Annotated in this window: 22 protein-coding genes and 1 riboswitch; of the genes, 20 read left to right on the forward strand and 2 right to left on the reverse strand. The window is 69.1% G+C overall.

The genetic code is table 11. From position 1 onward, the window contains the following. The first annotated feature begins 56 nt into the window (after positions 1-56). The 4 genes from ABZ942_RS14495 (at position 57) to ABZ942_RS14510 (ending at position 4,581) form a co-directional block, all read left to right on the forward strand. Positions 57-1,622, forward strand: a complete 1,566-nt coding sequence (locus ABZ942_RS14495) for an NAD(P)/FAD-dependent oxidoreductase (protein WP_357381943.1) — start codon at positions 57-59, stop codon at positions 1,620-1,622. Between the two features lie 82 nt (positions 1,623-1,704). Beyond that, positions 1,705-2,562 carry a carotenoid biosynthesis protein gene (locus tag ABZ942_RS14500; protein WP_357381945.1) on the forward strand — a complete coding sequence of 286 codons (858 nt, stop codon included), beginning with the start codon at positions 1,705-1,707 and terminating at the stop codon, positions 2,560-2,562. 96 nt (positions 2,563-2,658) lie between these two features. After that, positions 2,659-3,405: a DUF3153 domain-containing protein gene (locus ABZ942_RS14505; RefSeq protein WP_357383156.1), complete on the forward strand. Its 747-nt coding sequence runs from the start codon at positions 2,659-2,661 to the stop codon at positions 3,403-3,405. A gap of 33 nt (positions 3,406-3,438) precedes the next feature. Beyond that, positions 3,439-4,581, forward strand: a complete 1,143-nt coding sequence (locus ABZ942_RS14510) for a glycosyltransferase family 2 protein (protein ID WP_357381947.1) — start codon at positions 3,439-3,441, stop codon at positions 4,579-4,581. Positions 4,582-4,669: 88 nt separating this feature from the next. Here ABZ942_RS14510 and ABZ942_RS14515 read toward each other — a convergent pair whose 3' ends face one another. After that, entirely contained in the window at positions 4,670-5,383 is a 714-nt protein-coding gene (locus tag ABZ942_RS14515) for a hypothetical protein (protein ID WP_357381949.1), read from the reverse strand. Positions 5,384-5,793: 410 nt separating this feature from the next. Beyond that, positions 5,794-5,888, forward strand: a riboswitch (SAM riboswitch). A gap of 263 nt (positions 5,889-6,151) precedes the next feature. Here ABZ942_RS14515 and ABZ942_RS14520 point away from each other — a divergent pair. The 15 genes from ABZ942_RS14520 to ABZ942_RS14590 all read left to right on the forward strand — a co-directional run bounded on the left by ABZ942_RS14520 (position 6,152) and on the right by ABZ942_RS14590 (position 22,856). Continuing rightward, positions 6,152-7,195 carry an amino acid ABC transporter permease gene (locus ABZ942_RS14520; RefSeq protein ID WP_357381951.1) on the forward strand — a complete coding sequence of 348 codons (1,044 nt, stop codon included), beginning with the start codon at positions 6,152-6,154 and terminating at the stop codon, positions 7,193-7,195. Continuing rightward, the gene (locus ABZ942_RS14525) at positions 7,192-7,959 is read left to right on the forward strand and encodes an amino acid ABC transporter ATP-binding protein (protein ID WP_357381953.1); all 768 of its coding nucleotides are present in this window, start codon (positions 7,192-7,194) and stop codon (positions 7,957-7,959) included. The genes ABZ942_RS14520 and ABZ942_RS14525 overlap by 4 nt, the downstream gene beginning before the upstream one ends. A gap of 14 nt (positions 7,960-7,973) precedes the next feature. Continuing rightward, positions 7,974-8,933 (forward strand): ABC transporter substrate-binding protein, encoded by a 960-nt coding sequence (locus ABZ942_RS14530; protein ID WP_357381955.1) that lies wholly within the window; start codon positions 7,974-7,976, stop codon positions 8,931-8,933. Positions 8,934-8,937: 4 nt separating this feature from the next. Next, a complete protein-coding gene (locus tag ABZ942_RS14535) occupies positions 8,938-9,465 on the forward strand; it encodes a GNAT family N-acetyltransferase (RefSeq protein ID WP_357381957.1) in 528 nt (175 codons plus the stop codon). Continuing rightward, positions 9,462-10,565 carry an LLM class flavin-dependent oxidoreductase gene (locus ABZ942_RS14540; protein ID WP_357381959.1) on the forward strand — a complete coding sequence of 368 codons (1,104 nt, stop codon included), beginning with the start codon at positions 9,462-9,464 and terminating at the stop codon, positions 10,563-10,565. The genes ABZ942_RS14535 and ABZ942_RS14540 overlap by 4 nt, the downstream gene beginning before the upstream one ends. Further along, positions 10,562-12,181, forward strand: coding sequence for an ABC transporter substrate-binding protein (locus ABZ942_RS14545; RefSeq protein ID WP_357381961.1), 1,620 nt, complete (start codon positions 10,562-10,564; stop codon positions 12,179-12,181). Before ABZ942_RS14540 ends, ABZ942_RS14545 begins: the two co-directional genes overlap by 4 nt. 2 nt (positions 12,182-12,183) lie before the next feature. Further along, entirely contained in the window at positions 12,184-13,194 is a 1,011-nt protein-coding gene (locus ABZ942_RS14550) for an ABC transporter permease (RefSeq protein ID WP_357381963.1), read from the forward strand. After that, positions 13,187-14,050 carry an ABC transporter permease gene (locus tag ABZ942_RS14555; RefSeq protein WP_357381965.1) on the forward strand — a complete coding sequence of 288 codons (864 nt, stop codon included), beginning with the start codon at positions 13,187-13,189 and terminating at the stop codon, positions 14,048-14,050. The genes ABZ942_RS14550 and ABZ942_RS14555 overlap by 8 nt, the downstream gene beginning before the upstream one ends. A 3-nt stretch (positions 14,051-14,053) precedes the next feature. Beyond that, on the forward strand, positions 14,054-15,739 hold the full coding sequence (locus ABZ942_RS14560; protein WP_357381967.1) for an ABC transporter ATP-binding protein: 1,686 nt from the start codon (positions 14,054-14,056) through the stop codon (positions 15,737-15,739). Further along, complete coding sequence (locus tag ABZ942_RS14565; RefSeq protein WP_357381969.1) at positions 15,739-15,984, forward strand: hypothetical protein; 246 nt, start codon at positions 15,739-15,741, stop codon at positions 15,982-15,984. The genes ABZ942_RS14560 and ABZ942_RS14565 overlap by 1 nt, the downstream gene beginning before the upstream one ends. Further along, entirely contained in the window at positions 15,984-17,117 is a 1,134-nt protein-coding gene (locus ABZ942_RS14570; RefSeq protein ID WP_357381971.1) for an LLM class flavin-dependent oxidoreductase, read from the forward strand. Before ABZ942_RS14565 ends, ABZ942_RS14570 begins: the two co-directional genes overlap by 1 nt. Further along, positions 17,114-18,484 (forward strand): NtaA/DmoA family FMN-dependent monooxygenase, encoded by a 1,371-nt coding sequence (locus ABZ942_RS14575; RefSeq protein ID WP_357381973.1) that lies wholly within the window; start codon positions 17,114-17,116, stop codon positions 18,482-18,484. Before ABZ942_RS14570 ends, ABZ942_RS14575 begins: the two co-directional genes overlap by 4 nt. After that, positions 18,481-19,287 carry a DUF1684 domain-containing protein gene (locus ABZ942_RS14580; RefSeq protein WP_357381975.1) on the forward strand — a complete coding sequence of 269 codons (807 nt, stop codon included), beginning with the start codon at positions 18,481-18,483 and terminating at the stop codon, positions 19,285-19,287. Before ABZ942_RS14575 ends, ABZ942_RS14580 begins: the two co-directional genes overlap by 4 nt. Beyond that, the gene (locus ABZ942_RS14585) at positions 19,284-20,435 is read left to right on the forward strand and encodes an LLM class flavin-dependent oxidoreductase (RefSeq protein ID WP_357381977.1); all 1,152 of its coding nucleotides are present in this window, start codon (positions 19,284-19,286) and stop codon (positions 20,433-20,435) included. Before ABZ942_RS14580 ends, ABZ942_RS14585 begins: the two co-directional genes overlap by 4 nt. 393 nt (positions 20,436-20,828) lie before the next feature. Continuing rightward, positions 20,829-22,856 carry a CocE/NonD family hydrolase gene (locus tag ABZ942_RS14590; protein WP_357381979.1) on the forward strand — a complete coding sequence of 676 codons (2,028 nt, stop codon included), beginning with the start codon at positions 20,829-20,831 and terminating at the stop codon, positions 22,854-22,856. 120 nt (positions 22,857-22,976) lie between these two features. Here ABZ942_RS14590 and ABZ942_RS14595 read toward each other — a convergent pair whose 3' ends face one another. Beyond that, a complete protein-coding gene (locus ABZ942_RS14595) occupies positions 22,977-23,861 on the reverse strand; it encodes a methylenetetrahydrofolate reductase (RefSeq protein ID WP_357383158.1) in 885 nt (294 codons plus the stop codon). Between the two features lie 225 nt (positions 23,862-24,086). Here ABZ942_RS14595 and ABZ942_RS14600 point away from each other — a divergent pair, with 225 nt between their 5' ends. Next, positions 24,087-25,238, forward strand: a complete 1,152-nt coding sequence (locus ABZ942_RS14600; RefSeq protein WP_357381981.1) for a polyprenyl synthetase family protein — start codon at positions 24,087-24,089, stop codon at positions 25,236-25,238. Positions 25,239-25,291 lie beyond the last annotated feature (53 nt).

Here is a 25,291-nt window from a genome sequence, read left to right on the forward strand (position 1 = left end):
GCTGTGCCCTGTCGCCCAACGCTTCTGGCCCCCCGGGGTGTCGTGGCGAGGGTCACGTGACGGTCGTCGTGGTCGGTTCCGGCCACAATGCGCTGGTCGCCGCCTGTTATCTCGCGCGGGCCGGGCATCCAGTGGAGGTGCTGGAACGCGACGAGGTGCTCGGCGGGGCGGTGTCGACGGTCGAACGGTTTCCCGGGCATCTGGTCGATCGCGGGTCCTCCGCGCACATCATGGTGCGGCACACCGGGATCATCGAGGAGCTGGAGCTCGCTCGCTTCGGGCTGCGGTACATCGATTGCGACCCTTGGGGTTTCACACCCGCCAGAGACGGGCGCGCGCCGCTGGTGTTCCATCGCGATCTGGATGCCACGTGCGCGTCGATCGCGGCCGCCTGTGGTGATCGGGATGCGGTGGCGTATCGGCGATTTGTCGAAGTGTGGGGGCCGCGGAGCGCGCGCGTGATGCGCGCGTTCGGCGGCGGACCGACGCCGGGCCGGTTGCTGCGCTCGTTCTGGGGGCTGGACGCGAAGGACGGCGGCAGCGCGTTGTCGCGGGAGTTCCTGCAGTCCGGGGACGCGTTGCTGGACACGTACTTTCAGGACGAACGACTCAAGGCGTCGCTGGCCTGGTTCGGCGCGCAGTCCGGTCCGCCGATGTCGGAGCCGGGCACCGCGCCGATGGTGGGGTTCGCCGCGCTCATGCACACGCTGCCGCCGGGACGTGCGGTCGGCGGCAGTGGCGCGTTGTCCGCCGCGCTCGTCGAGCGGCTGCGCGCCGACGGCGGCGTGGTGACGGCGGGTGACGCGGTGACCGCGCTGCGGCGCGACGGGGACGGCTGGCGGGTGCGCACCGCAGCGGGGCGAAACCTGCACGCCGACACCGTTATCGCGGGCTCGCACGTGCTGACCACCCTGGATCTGTTGCGCGAGGGCGGATTCGACGCCGCCGTGCTCGACGACTGGAGGCGGCGCATTCGGATCGGACCGGGTATCGGCATGGTGGTGCGGGTGGCGACGCGGTCGTTGCCGAACTATCCGGGCAGCTCGGTCGACGAATCCGCCCGTGGCCTCCAGTTTCTCGTGTCCGACCGGCGGCAGCTCCGGCTCGCCCACGGGGCCGCGTCGGCCGGGGAGCTGCCGCCGCGGCCGGTCGTGCTCGCGATGAGTTTCAGCGCGGTGGACCCGAGTATCGCGCCGCCCGGCGAGCATCAGCTGTCGCTGTGGGCGCAGTGGCATCCGTATCGCTTGGCCGACGGGAGCGACTGGGCCGAGCACGCCGAGCGGGAGGGCGACCGCATCATCGCCGAAGTGGACTCCTACGCACCGGGATTCGCCGATTCGGTGCTGCGCAAGCATGTGCAGACACCGGTCGATCTGGAGCGGGAGATGGGGCTGCTGGGCGGCAATGTGATGCACGTGGAGATGTCGCTGGATCAGATGATGCTCTGGCGACCGCTGCCGGAACTGTCCGGCCAACGCGTGCCCGGCGCACCGGGCCTGTACCTGACCGGCGCGTCGACCCATCCCGGCGGCGGCGTCTCCGGCGCCAGCGGCCGTAGCGCCGCCAACCTCGCCCTGCGCGACCTCCGCCGCCACCGATTCCCGCTGCTGCGCAGGCGATGACGGAACAGCCGCACGCTTTCCGATTTCCCGCACCGGGATTGGCATGCGATTTCAGGTGCGAGGAATCAGAAGGCGTGCCGCTGTGAAGAGGGGTGCCGCACGTGGGACGGTGCGGTGGTGTGCGCCGCCTGTGTTGGCGGTGGCGCTGGTGCTCGTGCAGATCGCCTATCCGCTGGCGCATGGCGTTGGGCGGGATCGGGTCACGGTGGCGGTTGTGCTGCTTTCGGCGGGTACGGCGTTGGCGCATGCGGCGGCTACGCGTGGGATTCGTTATGCGGCCGGGTTTTTGGTGATCGTGTCGGGGCTCGGGTTGGCCGCCGAGGTCGTCGGTACCGCGACGGGCGTGCCGTTCGGGTGTTACGAGTACGCGGTGGATCGGCTGGGGCCCGCGCTCAGTGGAGTGCCGCTGGTGGTTCCGCTGGCGTGGACCGGCGGGTTGTATCCGGTGTGGGTGGTGGCCGGGCTGCTCACCCGGCGGGCGGTGTCGCGGATCGGTCTGCTGGCGGTGGGCGCGGTCGGCTGGGATCTTTTTCTGGATCCGCAGATGGTCGCCGATGGGCAGTGGAGCTGGTGCGACACCGACTCGGGCCTGCCCGGCCTCGCCGAGATTCCGATCACGAACTATCTCGGTTGGCTCACGGTGGCATTGCTCATGGGTGTGCTGCTGACCGTCTTGGCGCGCACGATTCCCGTGTCAGTGGGGCTGGATATTCCGGTGAATTCGTCAGCAGGGCTGGACACCGTTGCGCCGAATTCCGGCTCGGTCGCGGTGCCGGTGGCGGTTTTTCTGTGGACCTGGCTCGGCTCCGCACTCGCGCACGCGGTGTTTCTGGGTCTGCCGATTTCGGCCTGTTACGGCGGCGTCGGGCTGGCTGTTCTGGGCCTCCCGCTGCTGCGTCACCTCTACTTTTGCCGTCGGCAACCCGCGCAGGCGGGCTAGCGGAGACACATCGCGGGCCTGCTTCCGCCCGTCGCGTGGGCATCTGGACGGATGGCCTGGCACGATGTCCCCGTGCAGCCGAGTCCCATCACCACGATGCCCGATGCCCCGGTACTACCGTCGCCGCGGACGCCCCGCCCTGGAGCGCGTGTCGCCGCGGCGGTCCTGCTTGCGGCGTTGCTGGTACCCCTGCTCGCGGGCTGCCTGCGCGTGCAGGTATCGATGGGCGTTTCGTCCAACGACCGCGTGTCCGGGCGGATCGTCGCCGCGGTCGTGCCCTCCGAGGCCAATGACAAGGGGCCGCAGCTGAAGGCGCCCGACTCGCTCGCCGCGAAGGTGCGCATCGAGCCCTATTCGCAGGACGGGTACGTCGGCAGCCAGGTGTTCTTCGAGGACATGTCGTTCGGCGAGGTCGGCCAGCTCGGTCAGCTGTCCGAGCAAACCCAGGGCATGTTCCAGATGCAGTTCCAGCGCGCCGGTGACCTGGTGAGCCTGACCGGGCGCGTCGACCTGAAATCGGTGCCGCCGCACGGCTCCGACGTGCAGTTCACCATCGCGTTCCCGGCCCGCGTCGCCAAGACCAACGGCAATCGCGAGGGCGACAACATCGTCTCCTGGAAGCTGCCCGCCGGCGACGTCTCCACGTTGCGCGCCGAGGTCAGCTACGCCGACCCGAATACCCGCTCGTTCGCGGGCTGGGCGGGCATCGTCGGCGGCATCACCCTCGCCGTCGCGGCCATCGTCGCCGCGATGGCCTTCATGGACCGCAATCCGCCCGCACCGGGCGCCCCCACCGGCCTGTCCTGGAGCCGCTGGTGGAAAACGGTCAAACAGAGCCGCTGAGCCGTTGTGCCGCAGCCGAGTTCCGTGAGCCGAATGGCGCAGGCGGTGCGGTGTGGAGCCGGAATCTCGGTGCTGGGCGCTGGGATCGCGCTCTACAACCGGGTTACCGTGCGGCAGCTGGTGGACACCACGGTCGAGGTGATCGAGCCGGTCACCGTGTGTGTTCCGGCTCGTGACGAGGCCGCGCGGCTGCCCGGGTTGATCGCGGATCTGCGGGCGCAGCGCGGAGTCTCGCGGCTGAGTGTCGTGATTCTCGATGACGCGTCGGGCGATGAGACTTATGGGACCGCGATCGATGCGGCCGGTGGGGATCCGCGAATCACGGTGTTGCGCAACGACACCGAACCACCGCCCGGATGGACCGGCAAAGCCGCCGCGTGTGCGCGATTGGCCGAATCGGTGGATACGCCGGTGCTGGTATTCGTGGACGCGGATGTGCGGCTGGCACCGGGAGCGGTCGCCGCGACCGTCACCGAATTACGCAGGCAGCGAGTCGCGTTGGTGTCACCGTGGCCTGTGCAACGGGCCGAGTCGATGGCCGAGACCTTGGTGCAGCCGCTGCTGTGCTGGTCTTGGGCGGCCACGCTGCCGATCGCGCTGGCCAATCGGAGCCTGCGGCCGTCGACTTCCGTTGCCTGCGGCCAGTTTCTGGTGTTCGACACCGCCGCCTACCGCGCCGTCGGCGGGCACACCGCGGTGGCCGCCAGCGCTACCGAAGACCTCGACATCGCCCGAACACTGCGCCGGGCAGGACAACCCACCACCCTCGTCGCTGCGGGCCGCATGGCGAGCACTCGAATGTACGAGGGCGCTGCTCAACTCGACGCCGGATACACCCGCTGGCTGTGGTCCGCGTACGGCGGCACCATCGCGGGCGGAGCCGCCGTGGGAACATTTGCCGCCCTGGCCTATTGGGTCCCGCCCTTGGCGGCGGCAGGCGGTCGCGGGGCCGTCCGCCGTGCCGGTGCCCTCGGCTACACGGCGGCCGTCACCGGCAGGCTGCTGGCACGCTCCACTGAAACCGGCCGACCGCTCTCCCTCACCGATGTCCTTGCGGCCCTGGCCCACCCGTTCTCGGTAGTCGCCTACTTACTGCTGTGGGCACGCTCCCACCGCGCCCGACGACGCGGCGCGCTGCGCTGGAAGGGTCGAGCGCTCGGCAATGAGAGGGCGTAGCAAGGTAGGACGCAGCCTCCCGCCCATCGACCAGGCGCGCTGACTTGAAAAGGCTGCGCTCGCACCATAGTCGGCATCGCGCAAGCTCCTACGGAACCTCGGTGATCCCCACGGTGGGCAGGAAGAAGCAGGACTTGCCGCCGTTCTCGACGGTCCCGAAGACCGCGGCGAGCACCGTGCCCTGCCCGGTGTCGACGGGCACGGCCCGCACGCCACCCATCGGCAGGGCGGCGAAGAAGAAGTCTTGGATGGCGCGTTCGGCGATGGGCCGCAAGGCGATCGGGACTTCGGCGGGGACCATCGCGCGCAGGATGCTGGACAGCGGACCCATCGAGGCGAGGCCGCCGCGGCCGCTGGTCACGTTCAGCCAAGCCACCTGCATGCCGGTGGTATCCGGTCCGTCCTGGTTCAGGCCGTAGGGGACGAAGGTGAACATGGTTTGTCCGGCCTTGACGGCGGACAGGTCGAGTCCGGGGATGGTGACCGAGGTCTTGGGCCACGGGCCCGGCACCGCGCCGGCCACCGCCGGGGCGAGACCGAGGGAGTTGCCGTTGAGGCAGTACGCGGCCGCGGTCGGGTAGAGGAACGGCTGCATACCGAACGCGCGCAGGCCGTCGATCGCGGTGTTGTAGACGCCGAACAGGTCGCCCGGCGCGACGGTTCCGGTCTGGGTGGGACCGGGTGGGACGGGGGCCGCTGCGGACGGCGTCGGCGTCGCGCCCGCGGCGGGGGCGGCGAGCGCCAGCGCGACCGCGCAGGTCGCGGCAGCGGACAGCATGGTCAGACGGCGCGGTACGGCCATGGAGACCTCTTCTCATCGTCGACGCGAATCGAAGGCTGACGGTACTCCGGCAAACGCCGTGAACTGGCCGTATTGCCTGCGGCAAGCTCTCGGCGTGTCATCGATGGTCGGCGGCGGCTCCTGGTTGACGGCGAGTTCCCGGGGTCCGCACATCGAGGCTTGCGATAAGCCGTATGCTGCTTCCCGGCGGAGCCGCCCGAGTAGGTGAGCGCCCGCCCCACGAAGTCGACACTCGACAGGCCGCCGTCGATCAGGCTGAGCCAGCGCATGTCCGGCTATCGGAAATACCCGGCGAACCGGGCCGAGACAATAGCTACGCTCACGGTGATTACTTCCCTTGCCCAAGGGTTCCCCTGCTGGGCATGATAATTCGGCTCGACCCTGACATCATCCGGTGTCCGGATCGGCGACAACCATCCAGAGCGACCGAGAGACCTGGCTCGTCGACGTCGCAGCAACCCCCCGGCTCACCGGGTGCGGGTGCTTCCGCCGGGACCGATGGAGGAACCGAAGTGATCATCTCCGCTGTCCGAGGCGCCCGTTGGGGCCGCCGGCATATCGACCAATGCAAAGTGACGTCCGCGAGCTGTCGGGGCTGACCCGCAGCCAGTCTCTTGCACCCGTCGCTGGCCGGGTGATGTGACCGCGGCCCGAGGTGGCGCGGTCTCGTTCGTTCTTCCGAAGGACCCCGACCATGCGTGAGCGCAGCGAGCGAACACCAGGCCCAGCTGCAGTCATGACGGAGCCGAGCGCCGACGAGGCGCAGTCATGACCGCGTCCACCGCACCCGACGCCACCGCTGTCCCCGACGCCACCGACGGCGAACCGGTCGCTACCGAGACTCGTGCCACCGCGCTCGACCCGGTGCCGGACGGATCCGCCGCCGGCGCAGGCGATTCCGCGCCGACGGTCGCCAAGACCCGGCACCCGTGGCGCTGGGTGATCAGCGCCGTCGCGCTCATCCTGCTCGCCCAGTTCATCCACGGTCTGGTCACCAATCCCGGTTGGGACTGGCCGACTTTCGCGAAGTACATCACCGCGAAGTCGGTGCTGGCCTCGCTGAAGGTGACCCTCGAACTCACCGCCTGGGGTACCGCCCTGGGTTTCCTGCTCGGCACCGCGCTGGCCATCGCGCGGCTGTCGAACAATCCGGTGCTTCGGGTCATCTCGTGGTGCTACATCTGGGCGTTCCGATCGATTCCGCTCATCGTGCAGCTGCTGTTCTGGTTCAACATCGCCTACCTGTACCACACGCTGTCGCTCGGAATCCCGTTCGGTCCTTCGTTTTTCACCTTCGAGGTGAACGGCGTGATCAGCGGATTCACCGCGGCGGTGATCGGCCTGGCGCTGCATCAGGCGGCATACTCGGCCGAGATCATCCGCGCGGGCATCATCTCCGTCGACGCCGGTCAGCTGGAAGCCGCTGCCGCGCTGGGTATTCCGAAGGTGCGCCAGTTCCGCTCCATCGTGGTCCCGCAGGCCATGCGCTCGATCCTGCCCAATGCGACCAACGAGGTGATCAGCCTGTTCAAGGGCACCTCGATCGTGTCGGTGATGGCGATCGCGGAGCTGTTCTACCAGGTCCAGGTGATCTACGGCCGCAACGGCCGGGTGGTGCCGCTGCTGCTGGTCGCCACCGCCTGGTACATCGTGCTCACCACCGTGCTCTCGGTGGCGCAGTACTACATCGAGCGCCACTATGCCAAGGGCACCCAGCGCACGCCACCGCCCTCGCCGACGCAGCGGGCCTGGCAGAAGCTGCGCGAGATCGCCGAATCCGGTTCCACCGCACCGCGAGGAGCGACCCGATGACCACCGCACTCGCCGTCGAAGTCCGCGGCGTCCGTAAAGCCTATGGCCCGCACGAGGTGCTGCGCGGCGTCGATCTGACCGTGCGCTCCGGCGAGGTGGTCACGGTGATCGGCCCGTCCGGTTCCGGCAAGTCCACGCTGCTGCGAGTGGTCAACCACCTGGAGTCGCTGGACGCGGGCACCGTGCACATCGACGGTGAGCTGATCGGATATCGACTGCGCCGCAACACCTTGCACGCGCTGCCCGACCGTGAGGTGCGCAGGCAGCGCTCCCGCATCGGGTTCGTCTTCCAGCAGTTCAACCTGTTCCCGCATCTGACCGTGCTCGACAACGTCACCATCGCACCGCTTTCCGCGCAGCGCCGGGATCGCAACGAGGTCGAGGCCGAGGCGCGGGTGCTGCTGGACCGGGTCGGCATCGGCGCACTGGCCGACGCATACCCACGCAGGCTCTCCGGTGGGCAGCAGCAACGCGTCGCGATCGCGCGGGCACTTGCCTTGCGCCCCCGCGTGATCCTGTTCGACGAACCCACCTCCGCGCTGGATCCCGAACTCGTCGGCGAGGTCCTCGACGTGATCCGCGACCTCGCGCACGGCGGCACCGCACTGGTGATCGTCACCCATGAGATCGGCTTCGCCCGCGAGATCGCCGACACCGTGGTGTTTCTCGATGCGGGCGCCATCGTCGAGCAGGGGCCGCCCGAAGTCGTCCTAGACCATCCCGAACACCCGCGCACTCGCGCGTTCCTTTCCCGAGTCCGCTGATGAACAGGTTTCCGATGAAGCTCTCCGCCTTGGCCACCGCCGCCGCGACCGCGGTCGTACTGCTGGCCACCGGCTGCACCGATCCCGAAGCGGAGTCCGCGGCCCAGCCCGCCGGTGCGATCACCTTCGACCTCTCCGCCGCCCAGACCGGCCGGGTGCACACCACCAAGGTGGACAGCATCGCCGCCGAAGTGCCGCAGGCCATTCGGGACCGCGGCACCCTGGTGGTGACCGGCGCGTCCGGCACCGCACCGCCGCTGCGCTTCTACGCCGACGACGACAAGACCGTGGTCGGCTCCGAGGTCGATATCGCCGCGCTGGTCGCCGACATCCTCGGCCTGAAACTCGAACTGCAGGTGGCGGATTGGGCGCAGAACTTCGTGCGCATCGATTCCGGCGAGGTGGATGCCTTCATCGGCAACGTGACGGTGACCGAGGAGCGCAAGGAGAAGTACGACTTCGCCACCTACCGCAACGACACCGTCGCGCTGGAGGTACCCAAGCAGAGCACCCTCGCATACCAGGATCGTAAGAGCCTGGCGGGCAAGCGGATCGGCGTCGGCAGCGGCACCAACCAGGAGCAGCTGCTGGTGAAGTGGAACGAGCAGAACCGCGCGGAGGGCCTGGCGCCCATCGACATCGCCTACTTCCAGCAGACCAGCGACTACTACCTGGCGCTCGCCTCGCAGCGGCTGGACGGCTACATCGGCCCGAACCCGACCGCGATCTACCACTCCGCCACCGCGAACCAGACCAAGATCCTCGCCACCTTCTCCGGTGCGGGCGACGCACTGCAGGGCGAGATCGCGGTGCTCACCAAGAAGAACAACGGGCTGATCACCGCGGTCCAGCACGCGCTGAACCACGCCATCCAGCACGGCACCTATCAGCAGGTGATCGATCGCTGGGGCCTGAAGACCGAGCAGGTCACCGAGTCGCGGATCAATCCGCCCGGCCTACCGAAGCAGCGGTGATCCGGTGACCCAGCAACTTTCGCCACCCGGCCTGCGAGTTCATCAGGTAGCGCAGGACGATCCGCTGGCCGCGCCACTGCTGGCCGAGCTCGCCGTCGAATACAGCGCCCGCTACGGCCGCAGCCCCGGCGAGCTGCACGCGGCGCTACGTGACTATCCGGCAACGGAATTCGCGCCGCCGCACGGCGCGCTACTGGTCGTCACCCGGGACAGCGAGGCGGTGGCGGGCGGCGCGTTCCAGCGCTACGACGCGGAAACCGCTGAGCTCAAGCGGATCTGGACCTCGCGCGAACACCGCAGGCAGGGACTCGGCCTGTTCGTGCTCGAACAGCTCGAAGCCGAGATCGCGCGGCGCGGTTACCGGCGGATCTACCTGACCACCGGTCCGCGCCAGCCCGAGGCCGTCGGCCTCTACCTGGCCGCCGGATACACCGCGCTCTACGACCCCACCGTGCCCGCCGAGGAACTCGGTCCGCACCCCTTCGAGAAGCATCTGCCCGCCGGCACCGACGAACTGGGAGCAAGCGCATGAAGTTCCTACTGTTCACCCTCGTCACCCGGGTGCCCGATCCGACGACCGGCCGCCTGCCCGGCACCAGGGAGCGACTGCACAACGTCGTCGAACAGGCCAGGCTGGCCGAGGATCTCGGCTACGACGGTTTCGCCGTCGGTGAGCGGCACGAGGATCCGTTCCTGTCCGCCGCGCCGCCGGTGATCCTCAGCCACATCGCCGCGGTGACCTCGCGCATCACATTGTTCACGGCGGTCACCACGCTGAGCCTGCTCGACCCGGTGCGCGCCTTCGAGGACTACTCGACGCTGGACAATCTGTCCGGCGGCCGCCTGGAGCTGATCATCGGCAAGGGCAACGGGACCGCGCAGGCCGAGCTGTTCCACGTCACCACCGACGATCAGTGGGACCGCAATCGCGAAGGCTACGACCTGTTTCGGGCGCTGTGGGCCAGCGACAGCGTCACCTGGTCGGGCCGGTTCCGGCCGGAACTGCGCAACGCCAAGGCCCTGCCGCGGCCGTGGCAGCCGAAGATCCGGATCTGGCACGGCAGTGCGACCAGCCGCGACTCGGTGGAACTCGCCGCGCGCCACGGTGATCCGTTGTTCTCGGCGAATGTCACCAATCCGATCGAGCCGTATGCCGAACTGGTCCGCCACTATCGGGAGCGCTGGGAGTTCTACGGGCACAACCCGGCCGACGCGCTGGTCGGTGCAGGCACCGCCGGATTCCATGTCGCCCGCAGCTCCCAGCAGGCCCTCGCGACTTACCGGCCGATCTTCGAAGCGCGACTCGTGTTGGCGCGCAAGCTCGGCCTGCCGGTGGTGTTCGAGACCCTGGACGACTTCGTCACCCGCAGTTCGGCGCTGGTCGGCAGCCCGGAGCAGGTGATCGACAAGGTCGGCAGGCAGCACGAGCAGTTCGGTCACGAGGTGATCCACCTGTCCGCCGAGCGGGACGGCCGCCCCGAGATCGACTACCTGGACAGCCTCGCGCTGTTCCAGACCGAGGTGGTGCCGGAGCTGCGCCGCCGAATTCCCAGCCGCCCGTTGGCCACTGGCGCCGAGCTCGATCCGCGTGACGAACTCGTCCGCACCGAAACATCTGGAGTTACACCGTGATCCGAACCCGCCACCGAATCGCCGTGCTGGCAGGCGCCCTCGCCGCGGCCACCACCGTGGCCGCCTGCGGCACCGATTCGGCCGCACCCGGCGGCGACGCCGGACCGCCGAAGCCGGGCGGCACCCTGCGCTACGGCCTCTCACAGGCGCCTACCTGCTCGGACCCTGCGCAGGCGGCCACCAACCAAACGCTGTACGTGACACGGCAGATCGTCGATTCGCTGACCGACCAGGATCCGAAGACAGGTGAGCTGAAGCCGTGGCTCGCGCAGAGCTGGGAGGTCACGCCGGACGCGAAGGTGTTCACCTTCCACCTGACCGATGGCGTCACCTTCAGCGACGGCACGGCGCTCACCGCGGACTCCGTGCGCAAGACCTTCGATTCGGTCATCAAGCTCGGCTCGGCCAAGGCGGCGCTGGCCTCGAGCTACCTCACCAACTATGTCGGCACCACCGCGGTGGACAAATTGACCGCACGGGTCGAGTTCAGCAAGCCCAATGCGCAGTTCCTGCAAGCGTCCTCGACCGCCCAGCTCGGGATTCTGGCCGACGCCACCACCGCCAAGCCCGCCGAGCAGCGCTGCCTCGGCGACAATATCGCCAGCGGGCCGTTCACCTACGCGAACTACCGCCAGGACGCGTCGGTGACGCTGACCAAGCGCGGTGGGTACCAGTGGGGTTCGGCGGTGTTCGCGCATCGCGGCGAGGCGTACCTGGACAAGATCGAATTCACCGTAGTGCCCGAATCCGGCGTGCGCACCGGCAGTCTCGCGTCCGGTCAACTCGACGCCATCAGCGACGCGCTGCCGCAAGACGCGCCACAGCTCGAGGCCGCGGGCGGACGGGTGCTCAGCACCGCGAATCCCGGTGTGCCGTTCGGCTTCCAGACCAACGTGACCCGCGGACCGCTGCGCGATCCCGCAGTGCGCCAGGCCCTGCTGCCCGCGATCGATCGAAAGCAGTTGGTGGACACCGTGCTCGGGCCGCAGTTCAAGCCCGCGACCAGCTCGCTGGCCAGCAGCACGCCCGGCTACCAGGATCTTTCGGCGCGGCTGGCCTACGACCCGGCGAAGGCCCGCGGCATTCTCGACCAAGCGGGCTGGGCGCCCGGCGGTGACGGCATCCGGGCGAAGAACGGTGAGCGGCTGTCCTTCTCGGTGCTCTTCAGCCAGGTATTCGCGGGCAATCAGGCGATCATCGAGCTGGTGCAGCAGCAGCTGCGGCAGGTCGGGGTCGAACTGAAGCTGGATCTGGTGTCGGCGGCCGAGACCACGGCACGGCAGAACACGAAGGACTTCGACAGCAGCTACGGCAACACCACCCGCGCCGACGGGGACATCCTGCGCACCTCGTTCGGCCTGGACGGTCGCAATCTCAATGCGCGCGAACCCATCCCGGCACTCGATGAGGCGCTGAACGGACAGCTGAGCACCACCGACACCGGTATCCGCAACGGCCTGATCCACACCGCGCAGCAGCAGGTGCTCGACGCCGGGCTGCTGATTCCGACGGTGGAGCTGTCCCAGGCCATCGGCGCCGCCGGCGCCACCCAGGATCTGAAGTTCGAGGCGTCGGCGCGCCTGCAGTTCTTCGACACCTGGCTGAGCGGGCGGTAACCGTGGCGCGCTATCTGGCTCTGCGAGTCCTGCAAGCACTCTGGGTGCTGTGGGCGGCCTTCACCATCTCCTTCGTGGTGCTCTACCTGCTGCCCGCCGACCCGATCTCCATCGCGGCCGACGGAGCCGGGACGGGCACACCGGTGGACAAGGCCGCCATCGCCGAGCTGCAGGCCCGCTACGGGCTGGATCGTTCGCTGTGGGAACAGTATTGGACCGCGCTGGGGCACGCGGTGCGCGGCGATCTCGGGCATTCGATCGCGACCGGGCAGCCGGTGACCGGTGCCATCGGCGACGCGCTGCCCGGGACGCTCGGATTGGCCGGGCTCGCCCTGGTTTTCGCGACCGTCGGCGGGGTGGCACTGGCCTTCGCCTCGACGTACACCCGCCGTCCGTGGCTGCGCACCGCACTGACCGCCCTCCCTTCACTAGGGGTGTCGGTGCCGACCTTCTGGACCGGATTGCTACTGCTGCAACTGTTCTCGTTCCGGTTGCGGCTGGTTCCGGCCTTCGGCGGTCATGGGTTCGCGGGCACGGTGCTACCCGCGTTGACTCTCGCGCTACCCATCGGCGCGGTGATCGCTCAGGTGCTGACCGCCGGGCTGGCCTCGACCTGGCGGCAGCCATACGTCGATGTGGCGCTGTCGAAGGGCGGTTCGCGCTGGTGGGTGCAGCGCAAGCACGTGCTGCGCCCGGCCAGCGTGCCCACCTTCACGATCGCGGGGGTGCTGGTCGGCAACATGCTCGCCGGATCGGTGGTGGTGGAGACGGTCTTCGCCCGTCAGGGTGTCGGTCGTCTCACCCAGACCGCCGTACTGGCCCAGGACATTCCGGTGGTGCAGGGCATCGTCCTGCTCACCTCGGTCGTCTTCGTCACCGTGAATCTCGCGGTGGACCTGCTGTATCCGCTGCTCGACCCGCGCATCGTCACCCGATCGCGCCGGGCGGCCGCGGACGAGGAGACCGGGGATCGGATCGGCGGCACTGCCGAAGGGGTGGCAATTCATGGTTGACGTCATCGATGAACGGCGCGGCACGGTGCCGCGCCTGCGCACACCGGTGTTGCGGTGGAAGTGGTTGCGCGACAACGCGGTACTGGTCCTGTCCGGCGTGGTGGTGCTGCTCGCGGTCGGCTGGGCGCTGTTCCCGTCGGTCTTCGCCAGTGGCGATCCGCTGGTCGGGGTGCCCGCGCAGAAGTTCCACAGTCCCAGTGCGCAGCACTGGTTCGGCACCGACAATCTCGGCCGCGACCTGTACACGCGCATGGTGCACGGCGCCGGGCTCTCGCTGACCGCCACGCTCGCCGCGGTGGGCATCGCGCTGGTCACCGGGTCGGTGCTCGGCCTGCTGTCGGGGGCGGCCGGTGGCATCGTCGACGCCGCCGTGATGCGCGTCGTCGATGTGCTGCTTTCGATTCCGGCGCTGCTGCTGTCGCTGGCGCTGGTGACCGCGCTCGGCTTCGGCACCCGGAATGTGGCGATCGCGGTGGGTGTTTCACTCGTCGCCAACTTCGCGCGCGTGATGCGATCGGAGGTCTTGCGGGTACGGCACGCGGTATTCGTCGAGGCGGCGCAGGCTTCGGGCGTCCGCTGGTACACGGTGCTGCTGCGGCACGTGCTGCCCAACTCCTACCAGCCGGTGCTCGCGCTGGCCGCCGTCGAATTCGGCATGGCCGTGCTCTCCATCTCGGCCCTCAGCTTCCTCGGTTACGGCGCGAAACCGCCCACCCCCGAGTGGGGTTCGCTCATCTCCGAGGGCCGCAACTATCTCGCCACCGCCTGGTGGATGACCACCCTCCCCGGACTGGTCATCGTCGCGGTCGTCGTGGCCGCCCAGCGCCTCGGGCGCGCCGTAGGAAGGAACGAATAGCCGATGACCACCACCGCTTCTTCGCCGCGCGCGGCACCCACCGACGCGCCGTCGCGCGCCGAAACCGCAGGGCCGGAATCAGGTCCGCTGCTGCGGGTCGACAACCTGTGCGTGCGCTATCGGTCCGATTCCGGCGACGTCAACGCATTGGCCGGTGTCTCGCTCAGTGTGTCCCGCGGTGAAGTGGTGGCGCTGGTCGGTGAATCCGGTTCCGGCAAGTCCACTCTCGCGCAGGCGGTGATCGGCCTGCTCGGGGCGAACGCCGACATCACCGGCGGGACGATCGCGTTCGACGGGCACGTCATCGACATCCGGTCCGACCGGGCGTTGCAGCGGCTGCGCGGCGCGCGGATCGGGTTCGTCCCGCAAGATCCCGGGTTGTCGCTCAATCCCGTGCGGCGCGTCGGCGATCAGGTGGCCGAGTCGCTGCTGGTGCATCGCCTGGCGGACAAACGGTCGGCGCGCGAGCGCGCGATCGAGCTGCTGGCCGAGGCCGGCCTGGACCGCCCGGAACTGCGGGAAGTGCAGTACCCCCATGAACTTTCGGGCGGGCAACGGCAGCGGGTGCTCATCGCGTCCGCGCTGGCCTGCCGACCGGACCTGGTGATCGCGGACGAGCCGACCAGCGCGCTGGACGCCACGGTGGCGCGGCGGGTGCTCGATCAGCTGGCAGCCCAGATCGCGGCCAAGGGCACCGCGGTGCTGTTGATCACCCACGATCTCGCGGTGGCCGCGGAGCGCGCGGATCGGATCGTCGTGCTGAACGGCGGCGAGATCGTGGAGAGCGGACCGACGGCGACAGTGCTTGCCGAACCTCGGCATCCGTACACCAAACGGCTGCTCGCCGCGTCGCCGAGTCTCGCTCCCGCAGGCGCCTATCGGACGCCCAAGCCACGCGAGGGCGCGCCGCTGCTGGCGCTGCGCGAGGTGCACAAGCGGTTCCGCGCGCAGGCCGGTGGTTCGGTGACGGCGGTCGCCGGGGTCGGGTTCGAGCTCGGCCGCGGCGAAACCCTTTCGCTGGTAGGCGAATCCGGCTCGGGTAAGTCGACGACGGCGCGAATCGCGTTGCGGCTCACCGAGCCCGACAGCGGCGGGGTCACCTTCGACGGGCACGAATTGACCCGCGTGCGCGGCACTCGACTGCGGGCACTGCGCAAGCGGTTCCAGGTGGTGTACCAGAACCCGTACTCCTCACTGGATCCCCGGTGGCGGGTCGGCACGACCATCGAAGAACCGTTGCGCGCGTACGGAGTCGGCGACCGCGCGGCCAGGCAGGCACGCGTCGCCGAACTGCTCGACCAAGTGGCGCTGCCCGCGCATTTCGCGCAGCGCCGCCCCGCCGAACTGTCCGGCGGACAACGGCAACGCATCGCCATCGCCCGCGCGCTCGCCCTGCACCCGGACCTGCTGGTGCTGGACGAGCCGGTCTCCGCCCTCGACGCCTCGGTGCAGGCGCAGATCCTGCAGCTGCTCGACCGGCTGCAGGCCGAACTGTCGCTGAGCTACCTGTTCATCTCGCACGACCTCGCGGTGGTCCGCCGCATCAGCGATCACGTCGCCGTCATGCGGCGCGGTCGCATCGTCGAATCCGGGCCGACCGCCGCTATTTTCGACAACCCGCAGCACGAGTACACCCGCGAGCTGCTGTCGGCCATCCCCGCCCCCGCCGTCGCGAAAGGACCATCCTGATGCCGGAATCGACCTATCGGCACAGCCGGATACTCGTCCGCACCGACCGGCCCGCGCACTGCCGGAGCAGGCCGGAGCGGGGTTCGCTGCCCACCAGGGCGAAGCGCTGGTGGCGCACGCATCTGCAGGCGCCCCAGCGCACCGCGGCCACCGATCTGTGGCAGCACGCGTTCTTCTTCGCGCCCGACGCCGCGGGTGTGCACCCGGCGGCGCGGCAGTGCCTCGACTGGAAGGAAACCTACTGATGGCCGAATCCGAGTTCTTCCTCGGCCTGGAACTCGCCGGGACCGGAATTCACCCGGCGTCCTGGCGGCGCGACGACTCCCGGGCCGAGGATCTGTTCACCGGCGAGTATTGGGTGGACGCGGTCACCGCGGCCGAAAAGGCCGGTGTCGACGCGGTATTCGTGCCCGACTCGTTCGGGCTGCAGCCCGGTGGACCCGGTGTCGCGCGGGGCAGGCTCGACGCGGTGGCGATCGCCGCCAGGGTGGCGGCGGCGACTCGGCACATCGGTCTGCTGCCGCAGGCCGCCGTGACCCACACCGAGCCGTTCCATCTGGCCAAGGCCATCCAGAGTCTCGATTTCGCCTCGTTCGGGCGCGCCGGTTGGGAGGTCACCGTATCCGAAGGTGTGGAGCAGGCACGGGCATTCGGGCGCAAGGGCGAACAGGACGCGGTGTCGCTGTGGCATGAGGCGGACGAGGCGATCGAGGTGGTCACCCGGCTGTGGGACAGCTGGGAGGACGATGCGGAGATCCGCGACGTGCCCACCGGACGCTTCATCGATCGAGACAAGCTGCACTACATCGACTTTGCCGGGGACAACTTCTCGGTGCAGGGGCCGTCGATCACGCCGCGCTCCCCACAGGGGCAGTCGGTCGTCGCGGTGCGGGCCGATGCCGACGCGAGCACGGGTGTCGCGGTGCGTCGTGGAGACCTGATCCGTGTCGCCGCAAGCAATCTCGACGCGGCGCGGGTCTTGCGCACGGCGCTGCGGACGGCCATCCGAGCCGCAGACCGCGATCCCGACGCCGTGCGAATTCTGCTGGATGTCGAAGTCCATCTGGCCGATACACCGGGCACGGTGCGAGATGAGGTGGCCCAGTTGGATCAATGGACCCCGGCGGCCACCCCGACCAGCCTGCGCCACCTCGGAACTCCGGCGACGCTGCGCGAATTGCTCGGTGCCATCGGCGCTTCCGGTGCGGCCGACGGTGTCGTGCTCCGCCCGCTCGCGACGCCGGCGACCGTTGCCCACCTCGCCGCGTTGGCCCGGAATCCCCGGTCCGCCGGCACGTTACGCGACCGGCTCGGCTTGCCGCGGCCACTCAGCCGCTACGCCGACACCACCACGATCCAGGAAGGTACGCCGTCGTGACCGGCAAACCACGCAAGCAGATCCATCTCGCCGCCCACTTCCCCGGCGTCAACAACACCACCGTCTGGGCCGACCCGGCGTCCAAGAGCCAGGTCGATTTCGAGTCGTTCGTGCACCTGGCGAAGACCGCCGAGCGCGGCCTGTTCGACTTCTTCTTCCTCGCCGAGGGGCTGCGGCTGCGCGAACACCTCGGGCGCATCCACGATCTCGACGTGGTCGGCAGGCCGGACACCTTCACGGTGCTCAACGCGCTGGCCGGGGTGACCGACAAGCTCGGCCTGGCGGGCACCATCAACAGCACCTACAACGAGCCGTTCGAGCTGGCCAAGCAGTTCGCCTCGCTGGACCACCTGTCCGGTGGTCGCGCCGCCTGGAACGTCGTCACCTCCTCCGACGCGTTCACCGGCGAAAACTTCCGCCGCGGCGGCTATCTCGAACATGCCCAGCGCTACCAGCGCGCCGCCGAGGTGGTCGAGGTGACTCGCAAGCTGTGGGACAGCTGGGCCGCCGACACCCTGGTGGTCGATCGGGCGGCCGGGGTGTTCGCCCGCGAGATCCCCGAAACCCGCCATCGCGGTGGTCAATTCGATATCGCGGGACGTTTCGTGCTGCCGCCGAGCCCGCAGGGGCATCCGGTGTTGTTGCAGGCGGGCGATTCCGACGACGGCCGCGAGTTCGGGGCGGCCGCCGCCGACGCGATCTTCACCGGCCACGGCACGCTCGAAGCGGGACAACGCTTCTACGCCGACGTCAAGGGGCGGTTGGCGAAATACGGCCGGACGCCGGACGAGCTGAAGATCCTCCCCGCGGCCACCTTCGTGCTCGGCGACAGCGCACAGGACGCCGAGGAGCGTGCTCGCCATATCCGGCGCCAGCAGGTCGGCCCGCAGACCGCCATCGCCTTCCTCGAACAGGTCTGGGGCCGTGACCTTTCCGGCTACGACCCGGACGGTCCGCTGCCCGACGTCGAACCGACCGACAATGTCACCATCACCCGCGGCCGGGTGCGCCACGCCAAGGACCCGCGCGAGGTCGCCGACGCCTGGCGGGCCAAGGCCGCGGCCGAAAACCTCAGCATCCGTGAGCTGATCATCGAGGTCACCGCGCGCCAGCAGTTCGTCGGCACGCCCGCCGCGGTGGCCGAGCAGATCGACACCTACGTCCAGTCCGACGCCAGTGACGGTTTCATCCTGGTCCCGCATCTCACCCCGGCCGGGCTGGACGAATTCGTCGACCGGGTCGTCCCGGAACTGCAGCAGCGCGGCAGTTTCCGCACCGAATACACCGGCGCGACCCTGCGTGAACATCTCGGGCTGCGCCATCCGCACCAGCACACCACCGCCCACGAAGGAGCACGAGCGTCATGACGACAAGCATCAGTACCGTTTTCGAAACCGAGTGGGCGCACTGGCAGCACGCCAGGGAGGACCAGCTGCGTGACCCGCTCGGCTTCCTCAGCCTGACCGGATTGCATTGGCTCACCGACCAACCCGAGCGGCTGCCGGACGTGCCGGGCACCTGGTGGGTCACCGACGACAAGGTGTTCATCACCGCGCAGCCCGCCGATCGGCTGGAGTTCGACGGCACGCGCATAGCGGGCGTACAGATCATCAAGCCCGTGGAGGGCGCGCCGGGACTCACTGTGCTGCACGAACATCGGGTGCTGGAGGTGATCCGGCGCACCGGTCGGTACGCCGTGCGCGTGCACGATCCCGCCGCGCCGACACTGTCGAGTTTCGACGGCATTCCCACCTACGCACCGGATCCGCGCTGGGTGGTAACCGGCCGGTTCACCCCGTTCGACGAGCAGACCACGGTGACCACCGGTGCTGTGGTCGACGGACTCGAACACCACCACACCGCCTCCGGCACCATCGAATTCACCATCGGCGAGGCCACCGAGCAGGTCGTCGCGTTCGGCGATCCGAGCGACCTTCGCCTGCTGTTCACCGATGCGACCAGCGGCATCACCACCTACCCTGCGGCACGCGCGCTCGCCGTCGGCGCACCGGACGCGGACGGCACGGTACGCCTCGACTTCAACCGCGCGGCCAACTTGCCTTGCGCCTTCACCGATTTCGCGACCTGCCCGCTCGCGCCCGCGCAGAACCGGCTGCGCGTGGCGATCGAGGCGGGCGAGCAGCATCCACGGCTGGGGAGGAATTCATGACCGTGCCACTCTCGATCCTCGACCTGTCCCCGATCAGCGCCGGGTCGACCGCGCAGCAGGCACTGCGCAACACCATCGATCTCGCCCAGCACGCGGAACAGTGGGGCTACCACCGCTATTGGCTGGCCGAACATCATTTTGTCTCGGTGGCCAGTTCCTCGTCGATCACCCTGATCGGCTTGGTCGCGGCGGCCACCTCGCGAATTCGGGTGGGGTCGGCGGCCGTTCAGGTCGGCCACCACACGTCGGCGTCGATCGTCGAGGCGTTCGGCACCATCGACGCGCTGTATCCCGGCCGGCTCGACCTCGGGCTCGGGCGATCCGGTCACCGGCGCAGCCAGTACGGATCGGAGCCGTCGCACTCGAAGGGCAGCCACCCCAAGGTCGACACCGCCACCGGGCGGACCGAGATCAGGGACGGCGTGGTGGTGCCGCCGCCGTTCGATCCCGGCCGGATCACGGACCGGTCGAAGTTCCTCGCCTCGGCCGCCGCGCTGCAGCAGGAGGGCGCGCAGCCGCTGGACTTCGCCGAACAGGTCGACGAGGTGCGCGCGCTGCTCGGCGGCCACTTCGTGAGCAAGGACGGCGTTGCGCTGCATGCCGTTCCGGGTGAGGGCGCACAGGTCGAGGTGTGGCTGTTCGGCAGCTCGGGCGGGGAAAGCGCGGTGCTTGCCGGGCAGCTCGGACTGCCGTTCGCGGCGGCTTACCACGTGTCGCCCGGCACCGCCCTGGACGCCGTCGAGTCCTACCGTGCCGCCTTCCGCCCCTCCGCACAGCTGGCCGAACCGTACGTGGTGATCTCGGCCGACGTGGTCGTCGCCGGTGACGACGCGACCGCGCAGCACCACGCGTCCAGCTACGGCCACTGGGTGCACAGCATCCGCAGCGGCGCCGGTGCGGCCGACTACCTGGATCCGGCCACCGCCGCCCCGCTCACGCCGGAGCAGCACCGCCTGGTCGCCGATCGCCTGGCATCCCAATTCGTCGGCGCGCCGAGCACTGTCGTGGAGCGGCTCGCGGCGCTGCAACGCGTCACCGGCGCCGACGAACTCCTCGTCACCAGCATCACCCACCACCACGCCGACCGCCTCGAGTCACACCGCCTCCTCGCCGACGCCTGGGGCCAGCGCGCCGCCCGCGCCGCCTAACCCCGCGCACCACTTCGCCTGGTGCGCACGAAACTGCCCGCAATTTCGTGCGCACCAGGCAAATACATACGCGGCAGCCGACACAGCCGCGCGGCGGTACGACGCGGCGGGCGGTGCTTCGCGCATGTTTCTGTCTCGTGCGCGCGAAACTGTCAGCGATTTCGTGCGCGTGGGGCAAGGAAATGCGCGGGAGGACGCATCTGGCGCTGGGCGGCAATCGCCGACGGAGGGGGTGCGCTGGGGTGCTGGGCGAGGCTGTTCGCAGCCAGGTATTCGGCTGGGCGCCCAGGTTGGCGCGACGATCTTGGGCACATCGACATACTTCCGCCAATCGGCCAGAAACATACAAGCGTGCATGTATATTTCTGGCCGATCAGGAGAGGGAGGATATCGATGAGGATTGCTCCAGCCCGCCGGTGGACCAGGGTTTTCGTCGGAGTGCTTGCGCTGCTTACGGTTTCGCAGGTGCTGGTGGCACCCGGGGTACCGGCCGCACCCGAGGGGGCGGCCGCGTGGACGGCGCTACACGATGGCCCGCAGCAGTATCCGGCGATGCATATCGACTGGGACGTGCCGATCACCATGAGCGACGGCACCGTGCTGAAGGCTAATGTGTACCGCCCGGCGGACGCGAACGGACCCGTCAGCACGCCGCTACCGACGATCGTGAACCTGACGCCCTACACCAAGTTGTTGTCGATGATCGCGCAGACGGCGCTGTCGGTGCCGGTGCTGTCCGACGCGATCGTCGGGTTCCTGCGTGACTTCGAGTTGCCCGGTACGCCGTTGGAGGCGCTGACCGACGCGACCAGGGTGGCGGGCGGCGGGTTCGGGCGCGCTTTCGCGGTGGACCCCAACCTGATTCGCAGCGGTTACACCCAGGTGGTGGTCGATGTGCGCGGAACCGGCTTCTCCCAAGGGATCTGGGAGCCCTGGGGCCCGAAGGACCAGCAGGATACCCCCGAGGTCATCGCCTGGGCGGCGGCGCAACCGTGGTCGGACGGCAAGATCGGGATGACCGGCGCCTCCTACTCCGGGATCAATCAGGTGCAGGCGGCCGAAAAGCAACCGCCCGCACTGAAAGCCATCGTTCCGGTGGTGCCGGGTAACGATCTGGTGCGCGACATGATCGCCCCGGGCGGCGCGGCCATCGGCATCCTGCTGCCCTACCTGCTCGCGGTGAACGCGGCCAAGTTCATGCCGGATCTCGTGTCGCTGGTGCAGGGCAAGTTCGATATGCAGTGGCTGGCCGACCGGCTGGCCAGCCCGATGTCGTTCATGGACGTGGGAATTCAGACCATGGGCACCGACTCGTTCGACTCCATTCAGCCACAGCTGCACAGCGTCCTCGACCCGGACAGTCCGATCCGCCAGGCCTGGCTCGGGCATCCCGAACGCATCACCGTGCCCACCCTGGTGATCGGCGGCTGGCACGACAACTTCGCCAACGGCGAACCCCGTATTTACCAAGACATTCCGCTGCCGCCCGGCCAGAAGCAGCTGATCATGGGCAACAGCTACCACGTGAACGCGGGCTTCGACATGCGTGGCAGGCCCGGCGAACCGCCGCGCATCGACGTGCTCACGCGAGCCTGGTTCGACAAGTGGCTCAAGGGCATCGACAACGGCATCGACGGCTACGGCCCGGTGACGATGTGGCAGCAGGGCGCAGGCTGGACCAGCAACGAGCAGTTCCCGCGCGCCGAGGCGAGCCACCGGCGGCTATATCTGTCGGCGACACCGAGCGGCACTACGAACACCAGCGTGCATGACGGAAGTCTCACCGCCGAACCGACTTCCGAGACGACCCGACTCTCCGTCGCGCCGGGGCTGGCCAGCCTCTGCTCGTCCGATTCGGTCCAGGGCACCGCGGGCATCCTCGTCTTCTCCGGCTGCGGCAAAGACGCCAGAGTGCAAGAACTCAGCGGGCTGAGCTTCACCAGCCCGCCGGTCGCCGAGCCGACGCCCATCTCCGGGCCGATCGCGGTGCACCTGAACACCGTGCACGACGCCACCGACGGCTACTGGACCGCGACGCTGAATGATGTTGCCCCCGACGGCCGTTCGGTGACCCTGAGCACCGGCCAGCTGATGTCCTCGATGCGCGCCGTCGACGACGAGAAGAGCCGCCGCTCACCCGACGGCGCCTACACCGATCCGTTCCCGCTGATGTCCCTCGCCGCCAGGCAGCCCATGGTCCCCGGCCAGCCCACCCAACTCGACCTCGGCCTCGCCCCCACCGACGCGATACTGCAGCCGGGACACCGGCTTCGGGTGGACATCTTCGCGGGCAACTACCCGAAGGGCCTGCCCATCCGCCCGATGCTGGACGCGACCGAGCTCAAACCCCAACACCTGCAACTGGATCCGGCAGCACCCAGCTACGTCAACGTCCCGCTCGCCGGATCCCCCGGCTGGTAATCCCGCCGCCGCACGTCTTTTGGCTTTCGGCACTTGGAATCGCATGCGAATTCAGGTGCAGGAAATCAGGAGGCGTGCGGCGATGTGTGGCTTAGCGCTGCTCGCGACGGCAGTGTGTGCTCAGGCGCTGATCGGCGCGGCGGTGACGCCGTAGCCGAGGTTGGTGAGCACCTCGGTGGTCGCCTTCGCGAAGTTCAGCGTGATGAAGTGCAGGCAGGGCGCGCCCTCGTCGATGAGCCGCTGGGCCATCTCGGTGGCGATCTCGATGCCGACCTCGCGCACCGCAGCCTGATTCCCTTCAGGCGCGTCGCCCGCGGCCTTGTTCAGCCGCTCGAGCACCGACGACGGCAGCGCGCGGCCGCACAGCTCCTCGGCCCTGGCCACCGTGCGCAGCGAGGTGATCGGCATCAGCTCGGGGATGATCGGCTTGGCGCCCTCGATCGGGTCGAACTTCGCGATCCGGTCCCGCAGCCGCAGGTAGTGCTCGACGTCGAAGAACATCTGGGTGATCGAATACTCCGCGCCCGCACGCAGTTTCGCGGCCAGGTACGCGGTGTCGGAGTCCAGATCCGGCGAACGGTGGTGACCCTGCGGGAACGACGCGACGCCGACATGGAAGTCGCCGAGGTCGCGCACGATGCGCACCAACTCCTCGGCGTAGGCGACACCCTCGGGATGCTGCTGCCATTCGCCGAGCGGGTCGCCGGGCGGGTCGCCGCGCAGCACCAGGATGTTGCGGATGCCGGAGTCGGCGTAAGAGCCGACCAGCGAACGCAATTCGGACAGGCTGTGCTCCACGGCAGTCAGGTGCGCCACCGGCAGCAGGGTGGTCTGCTGCGCGAGCTCGCCGGTGACCCGCACGGTGCGATCGCGAGTCGACCCGCCCGCGCCGTAGGTCATCGAGACGAACGCGGGATGCATCCGCTCGAACTGGCGAACGGCCCGCCACAGCCTGGCCTCGTTGGCGGCGTCGCGCGGCGGATTGAACTCGACGGAGAACGGCACCGAGGCGCTGGAGTGGGCCCGCAGACTCTGGACAACCGAAGGTGTCGCCGAGACGTCCGGGTGCGTCCGGGGCGGACGGCCTGGGGTCGAGCGTCCCCGTGCATTGTCGAAAGTCACCGGTTCAGTGTAGTGGTGAGCGGTGGCGGGCCCCACTGGTCGTACCGACGAGTACGCGTATTCTTCGGACCGAACCAGTAGTGCTCCGCGCCTACCCACCGCACGACTTTGGAGGCTCCCCTGTCCGCCGGACCCGGTATCCAGACGCCTCACCGCACCTCGGCGGCCGAGCTCATCGCAGCACAGCCAGGGACGCCCGCCTTCGTCACCGCCGTGGAAGACGCACTGACCAGGTTCTTCGCCACCCGGCGCGGCATGGTCGAGGAACTCGGCCCGGTCTTCGTGGAGGCCGCGGACGCGCTGGAACTGTTCGTGCTGCGCGGCGGCAAGCGCACCAGGCCGGCGTTCGCCTGGACCGGCTGGCTCGGCGCGGGCGGCGACGCCGACGGCCCGGCCGCCGATGCGGTGCTGACCGCGTGCGCGGCGCTGGAACTCGTGCAGGCCTGCGCGCTGATCCACGACGACATCATCGACTCCTCGCGCACCCGGCGCCGCTTCCCGACGGTGCACGTCGACTTCGAGCAGCGCCACCGCGACCGCGGCTGGGCGGGTGACTCCGCGCACTTCGGCGCCAGCGTCGCGATCCTGGTCGGCGATCTGGCGCTGGCCTGGGCCGATGACATGGTGCACACCTCCGGGCTCGCCCCGGCGGCGATCGCCCGGTTCGCGCCGGTGTGGGCCGGCATGCGCACCGAGGTGCTCGGCGGCCAACTGCTCGACATCCACGGCGAGGCGGGGGCCGACGAGTCGGTCGAGGCCGCGCTGCGGATCAACCGGTACAAGACCGCCGCCTACACCGTCGAGCGCCCGTTGCACCTGGGTGCGGCCATCGCCGACGCGGATCAGGGCCTGATCGACGCCTACCGTCTCTTCGGCACCGACATCGGCATCGCCTTCCAGCTGCGCGACGACCTGCTGGGGGTGTTCGGCGATCCCGCCGTCACCGGTAAACCCTCCGGCGACGATCTGCGCGAGGGCAAGCGCACCGTGCTGCTCGCCGAGGCGCTGGCCAGGGCCGACGTGGCCGATCCGGCCGCGGCGAAGCTGCTGCGCACCAGCATCGGCACCGATCTCGGTGCGGAGGAAGTGGCCAAGCTGCGCGACGTCATCACCGAACTCGGCGCGGTCGACGAGGTGGAACGCCGGATCAGCGAGCTCACCGACGCCGGGCTGGCCGCCATCGAAACCAGCACGGCGACACCGGCCGCGAAAGAGCGGTTGCGCGCCATGGCATTGGCGGCGACCATGCGCGCTGCGTGAAAGCGGTTGTGGCAGAGCGGGTAATCCTGATCGAGGCCGAACCGGCACGTGCC

Origin of the sequence: Nocardia sp. NPDC046473, from assembly GCF_040645995.1 — a bacterium.
In the GTDB taxonomy this organism is placed as follows: domain Bacteria; phylum Actinomycetota; class Actinomycetes; order Mycobacteriales; family Mycobacteriaceae; genus Nocardia.